Raw genomic sequence first — 6439 nt, forward strand, 5'->3', positions numbered from 1 at the left:
TAAGCCCTACACCATCAGCAATCGCCAGATGGCCGAGATCAGGAATAAGCCAAGGCTGATGGGCGTCAACACTTTCCAGCAGAGGTACATCATCTGATCGAGGCGAATCCGGGGGAGTGTCCAACGCACCCACATCTGGCCCAGCACCGCCAGCAGCGCCTTGCTGATCAGCCAGAAGGCGCCGGTTATGTTGCCCCAAACCGTCCCCGGTTCGCCGCTTGTCCAGTCGGCCAGGCGCAACGGGCCGAGGTTGGGCAGGGGGGTGTTCCAACTGCCAAGAAACAGGATAGCGCCCAGAAAGGACACAAGCAACATCATGGCGTATTCCGACAGAAACAGTAACGCCCAGCGCATGCCTGAGTACTCGGTCTGGAAACCCGACACGATCTCCGACTCTCCTTCCGGCAAATCGAATGGAGCCCGGTTCGACTCGGCCAATGTGCAGATAAAGAAAATAACGTAGGCAATCAGCAGAAACGGGTTGCGCAGGATATTCCAGGCAAAGATGCCGCCCCAGTCGGTCACGTCGATGCCCAATGCCCGGATACCGAATAGGTAATTAGTCTGAAACGTGTAGATCCCCTGCTGAAAACTAAGCTCCTGGAGGTTTAGCGTCTGCCCGATCATGACCGCGCAGAGAATGGTAAGACCCAGCGGAATTTCGTACGAAACGATCTGCGCCACCGACCGGATAGCCCCAAACAGCGAGTATTTGTTATTCGACGCCCAACCCGCCATCAGGATACCCACCACTTCAAACGACAGCACGGCCATGAGATAAAACACGCCCACCGCCGCGCCGGAACCCTGCAAATCGGGCGTCAGCGGCAGCACCGCATAGGCCGCAAACACGGATGCGAAGATGATAGCCGGCGCCAGTAGAAATAACTGCCGATCGGCCGCACGGGGCACAATATCTTCTTTCTGAAGCAGTTTCAGCAGATCGGCGAAGAGCTGAAGCAGTCCCCATTTACCCACTTCCATCGGTCCAAGCCGGTCCTGAATAAAGGCCGACACTTTCCGTTCGGAATACACGCCTACCACCACAAAACCGGTAGCAAGCAGAAGGCAGATAGGCAGGGCGAGCAGCAAAGCGCAGGTACGTTAATGAATTGACGGAAATTGACCTAGCAAAGGTAGGGGTTGAAGCCTTGGTTTAATTGCTATTGTAGATCGTTCGATTGATCACGTATATCAGATTACCTTTATAGTTTAGCCAACGATTACGCGCTTACATGACTATTGCTGCCGCCAACACCAAGTTTTTCACCAATCAGGATGAGAATACGCTCCTCAGCAAAATAGAGGGCATCTTCTCCCACCGAAACATTCACTTCTTCGATGCCTTGGTGGGTTACTTCTACGCGTCCGGCTATTTCCGGGTACGTCCCTACATTGAACGGGCGGCCGAAGTGCGCGTGTTGGTTGGTATCAACGTGGATAAGCTTATCCATGAAGCCTCACAACAGGGGGTGCTCTTCACCGCCGATGCCTACAAATCGCAGGAAGATTTTTTCCAGGTAGTCAAAAAGAACATTCAGCAGGCTAAATACAGCAAGACCGTCGAAGACGGCATGCTGGGTATGATCGACGATATTGTATCGGGCAAGCTACAAATACGAGTGCATCCCAAGCAGAACATTCATGCCAAACTCTATATCTTCCGCGAGCAGATCGAGCATGCCCATGGCTACGGATCAGTCATTACAGGGTCGAGTAATTTGACGGAGCCGGGGCTGGAACGCAACTTTGAGTTCAACGTCGAACTGCGCGACAACACCGACATTCAATTCGCGAAAGAGACGTTTAACACTCTCTGGGACCAGGGCGTGCCGGTCAGCGAGGAGTTCATTGCCCGCCTGAAGAGCGAGACGTACCTGAATGATCAGTTTACGCCGTATGAGGTTTATCTGAAATTCCTGATCGAGTATTTCGGCAAGCAGATCGATTATGATCCCAACTCGGAAAGCGACCTGCCGAAAGGTTTTTTACCACTAGCCTACCAGAACGATGCCGTAACGGACGGGTACAATAAGATGCTCAAACACGGCGGGTTCTTTCTCTCCGACGTGGTAGGCCTGGGAAAGACGATCATTGCCACGCGCATTGCCAAGAAATTCTATTTCAAGAACGGCTTTCCCGAACACCGCTCCCGCACGCTGATTGTGGTGCCCCCCGCCCTGAAACTAAACTGGGAAGAAACCGTCGATAAGTTTAGCCTCGACGGGGTGGAGATTGTCACGAACGGCAGCCTGCACAAAGTCCGTACGCCCGACCGGTACGATCTGGTGATCGTTGACGAAGCGCACAAGTTCCGGTCCGACATCTCGGAGGCGTATGACCTGCTGCAAAAGATCTGCAAAACGCCGACGCGCCGTCGCCGGGCGGATGGTACCCGCTTCGCCAAGAAAGTGATGCTGGTGTCGGCTACGCCGCTCAACAACTACCCGCAAGACATCGCCAATCTGGTGTACCTCTTTCAGGATAGCAAAGACTCGACGCTCGAAATTGGCAATTTGCAACACTTTTTCCGGCAACACATCGATGCCTACAAGAAGCTAAAGCAAGAACCCGATATGCAGCGGGTAAACGAAGGCATCCGGCGTATTTACGAGCAGATTCGGGTGAAGGTGATCGAACCCCTGATTGTACGACGTACCCGGACCGACCTGCGGCTACACCACCAGTACAAAGACGACCTGGTGACGCAAAAAATCGCGTTTCCCGACGTGCGAAAGCCAGAGAAAATCTTCTACCAACTGGCCCCACACCTCGAAACGTTGTACGATAATACCATCCGTAGCTTAACACACCCTACCGAAGGATTGACGTATAATCGCTACCGGGCCATTGGCTTTCTGAAACCCTACAAAAAACAGAAGTATAAGAAAGCTGACATGATTGCCACGCAGTTGGCCAAGATCATGAAGACGATGCTCGTGAAACGCATCGACAGTAGCTTCTTTGCTTTTCGGCAGTCGATCAGGCGGTTTTGCGAAGCGAATGATGCCATGCTGAAGATGTTCGATACAGGGCGGGTGTTTATTGCGCCTAACCTGCCCGTGTCGGACATGATCAACGATGGCCGCGAAGATGAACTGTTTGACCTGGTGACGACCCTGATGGACCTTGACCCGACCGTCGACATCTGTATTCCCGACGATTTTGAACCGGGTTTTCACGACGGGTTGAAACGCGACCAGATCGTGCTGAACGAACTGACAAAAGCATGGAGCGATCTCGGAGACGACGACCCCAAGCTCGACATGTTCGTGCAGTACATTCATCAGCAGTTGTTCAATGACAGCAATCGCGAGAAAAAGCTGGTCGTTTTCTCGGAGAGCAAAGAAACCACGGCCTACGTAGCCCGGCGGCTAGGTACGTTGGTGTCACACCGAATTTTAACCGTCGACAGCCAGACCCGCAAAGACCGCATGCCTGCCATTCGGGCCAACTTCGATGCCAACCTGCCGATCGAACAACAGCAGAATGACTACGACATCATCCTGTCGACGGAAGTACTGGCTGAGGGCGTGAACCTGCACCGGTCTAACGTGATCGTCAACTATGACACGCCCTGGAACGCCACGCGCCTCATGCAGCGCATTGGGCGGGTGAACCGGATTGGTACCAAAGCCAAGGAAGTGCTGGTATACAACTTCTTCCCCACGGCGCAGGTCGACAATGACATTGACCTGCAAAAGAAGGCCATGATGAAGTTACAGGCTTTTCATGCGGCCCTGGGCGAAGACAGCCAGATTTATAGCCCCGACGAAGAAACCCAATCATTCGGCCTCTTCGACAAGGATGTAGACGATGACCGGGAACGCGACGAGCGGCTGGACTACCTCATGCAGATTCGCGACATCAAAGAGAAAGACCCCGATCTGTTCAAGCGCATTCGCAACATGCCGCTCCGGGCGCGGGTAGGCCGAAAAGACCGGATGCAGCACGAAGTCACGATCTCGTTTATCCGGGACGAAAAACGCGACGCGTTCATTTACGCCCATGCCGACGGGCGCATGGAAGATCTGACGTTTCTGGAAACGGCCAAGCGGTTTCAGTGCATGGCCCACGAGAAAGCGACGCGCCTTCATGCCCGCCACCACGAGCAGGTACAGGAAGCCATTGGGCGGTTTCAGGCGCAGGTAGAGGCCGAAAAAGCGCAAGACAAGAAGGTAGACGTGACGCAGGGGCCAAACGAAAAAAAGGCCTTAACGTACCTAGATGCGTTCATGAACCTGCTCATTATCTCGGAAGACGAAAAAACGCTGGTGCGGCTGGCCAAAGAAGCCATCCGACGCGGCCGGTTCCAGAACCTGCAACGCGACATCAACAAGTTGCAGAAATCACAAGCGAAGGTGAAAGTACAGGTAGCGGTGTTGCTCGACAGCCTCATTAAGATCCTGAACAGCTACCCATTGGCTCAGCCTGAAGACGACCGGTCCGCCGGTGCGGTACCTGCCCAGCCAACCGGCCCCATAGTGGTATCGCTCATAGAACCGAAGATCATAATTTCTGAAAGCTTTAGTGCGTAACCTATTGCCCTACCCACCCATGAACACCAACAACGTACCCAACCAATACGACGCGCTGCTCGGCGAAATCAGTACGCAGATTTTACAAAGCCGCTACCGGGCCGCCCGGCTCGTCAACCGCGAACTGCTGTTACTCTACTTCGCCGTTGGTAAGCGACTATCAGAGAAAATTGCCTTAGAAAAATGGGGTGCCAAGATCGTGGAGCAACTTTCGGCTGATTTACAAAAAGGTCTGCCCGGCTTACGCGGCTTTTCGCGACGTAACTTGTTCAACATGAAAGCGTTCGCTGACGAATACGCAGAATTAGAACCCGTTTTTCGCCACGAAGCCGATACTCAATATGATGCAGATCAATTAGTGCAGACGCCGTCTGCACTAATTGACGCACTGCCAATGAATTTGTTTTTGAGCCTGGGCTTTTCACACCACACCTTACTGATTGATCGCTGTAAGGACCTGACTGAGCGCGTGTTTTACTTGCAAAAAGCCGTAGCGAATCAGTGGACACACGACATGCTCGACTGGCAAATTAAAGCCCGGTTATACCATACGCAGGGCCATATGCCCAACAACTTCGCGCAGACCATGCCCGATGTCATTCGGGAGACAGCCCTGCAAGCGTTTAAAGATGAGTACCTGCTCGACTTTATTAATGTGGAGGCCGACGATGAACGGGTTCTGGAGAAAGGCATCGTACAGAACATTCGCGAGTTTATTCTCAAAATGGGTACGGGCTTCTCCTTCGTAGGCAATCAATACCGGTTGCTGGTCGATGGCGATGAGTTTTTTGTGGACCTGCTGTTCTTTAACCGGCAGTTGCAGTGCCTGATTGCCGTGGAGTTGAAGCGCGGTGAGTTCAAACCCGAATACCTGGGGCAGCTCAACTTCTATGTGAATGTGCTGAATGACCAGGTACGTTTGCCGCACGAGAACCCTAGTATCGGTATTCTGCTTTGCCGCGAAAAGAAAAACGCGATTGTTGAATACGCCTTTCAGGGTTTTTCTACCCCAATGGGCGTAGCCACTTACCAACTCAGCCCCGACCTGCCTGAGCACCTGCGCAACATACTACCCGACCCTGAATCACTTAGAAAACTACTCGACTAACCCACCATGACCGAATCTGACTTGAAAGCGTTACTGAAACAGCGGTTTTCACCCGCCATTCAGCAAACGCTGCTCAACTACCTTTTCCTCGATGGCCTCACCATCTTCACACAACCACGTCTACTAATCGCTGATACCAAAGACGTGCGTTCGGCGCAGCAAATCGGTGCAGTTTCGCTTGCCGACGGCCGTAACCTCGCCATTTTCGACGTGGCGGTGACCGGGTCTGTGCAGATTGCCCGAAATAGAAAGGGTTTGCGCGACATTGCCGCTAACTACATCGATCAAAGCATTATTCACGGAGCATTCGTCTTTTTCCACGATTCCGGCCAAACCGACTACCGCCTTACGTTTGTTGCCCGCTACTCGGCTTTCGATCTGGATACGCTCGAACTGGTTAAGAACGAAACCGCCCCAAAACGCTTTGCCTTTGTGCTAGGCCCCAACGAAGCCTGCACCACCGCCGCCCGTCGGCTGATGGAACTGGTGAGCAAGAAAGTCGTTGATTTGAAAGCACTTACCGATGCCTTTGCCGTTGAACCCCTTAACCGTGAGTTTTTCAGGCAGTTCAAGGATATTCATTTCAAGAAAATCTGGACGTATCTGGCCGAATACCATTGGACCGATTTCCTGGGCAACGTACCTGTACCCGACACCGCCAAAGAGAAAGACCGACAGGCGAAACCAATTCGTGATTTTGCCAAGAAAATGCTGGGGCGAATTGTGTTCCTCCACTTCCTTCAAAAGAAGGGGTGGATGGGTTGCCCGGTAATGAGTACAGATGAGGTAGCTT

4 protein-coding genes are annotated in these 6439 nt (G+C 52.8%); 3 read left to right on the forward strand and 1 reads right to left on the reverse strand.

Features of this window, described 5'->3' with window-relative positions; genetic code table 11:
• Positions 1-6: 6 nt before the first annotated feature.
• Positions 7-1089, reverse strand: a complete 1083-nt coding sequence (locus tag ACFE8Q_RS16895) for an NADH-quinone oxidoreductase subunit H (RefSeq protein WP_375446602.1) — start codon at positions 1087-1089, stop codon at positions 7-9.
• A gap of 146 nt (positions 1090-1235) precedes the next feature.
• Between ACFE8Q_RS16895 and ACFE8Q_RS16900 the strand changes: the two genes are divergently transcribed.
• From ACFE8Q_RS16900 to ACFE8Q_RS16910, 3 genes are all read left to right on the forward strand, one after another.
• The gene (locus tag ACFE8Q_RS16900; RefSeq protein ID WP_375446587.1) at positions 1236-4538 is read left to right on the forward strand and encodes a helicase-related protein; all 3303 of its coding nucleotides are present in this window, start codon (positions 1236-1238) and stop codon (positions 4536-4538) included.
• Between the two features lie 19 nt (positions 4539-4557).
• Complete coding sequence (locus ACFE8Q_RS16905) at positions 4558-5646, forward strand: YhcG family protein (protein WP_375446588.1); 1089 nt, start codon at positions 4558-4560, stop codon at positions 5644-5646.
• Between the two features lie 6 nt (positions 5647-5652).
• A partial coding sequence (locus tag ACFE8Q_RS16910) for a hypothetical protein (RefSeq protein WP_375446589.1) occupies positions 5653-6439 on the forward strand: 787 nt, incomplete at its 3' end.

This window comes from uncultured Fibrella sp., from assembly GCF_964250085.1.
In the GTDB taxonomy this organism is placed as follows: Bacteria; Bacteroidota; Bacteroidia; order Cytophagales; family Spirosomataceae; genus Fibrella.

What these genes read in the sequence shown, in the direction of transcription:
- ACFE8Q_RS16905 (WP_375446588.1), top strand. Translation starts at nt 4,558, where the DNA reads ATGAACACCAACAACGTACCCAACCAATACGACGCGCTGCTCGGCGAA.
- ACFE8Q_RS16900 (WP_375446587.1), top strand. Translation starts at nt 1,236, where the DNA reads ATGACTATTGCTGCCGCCAACACCAAGTTTTTCACCAATCAGGATGAG.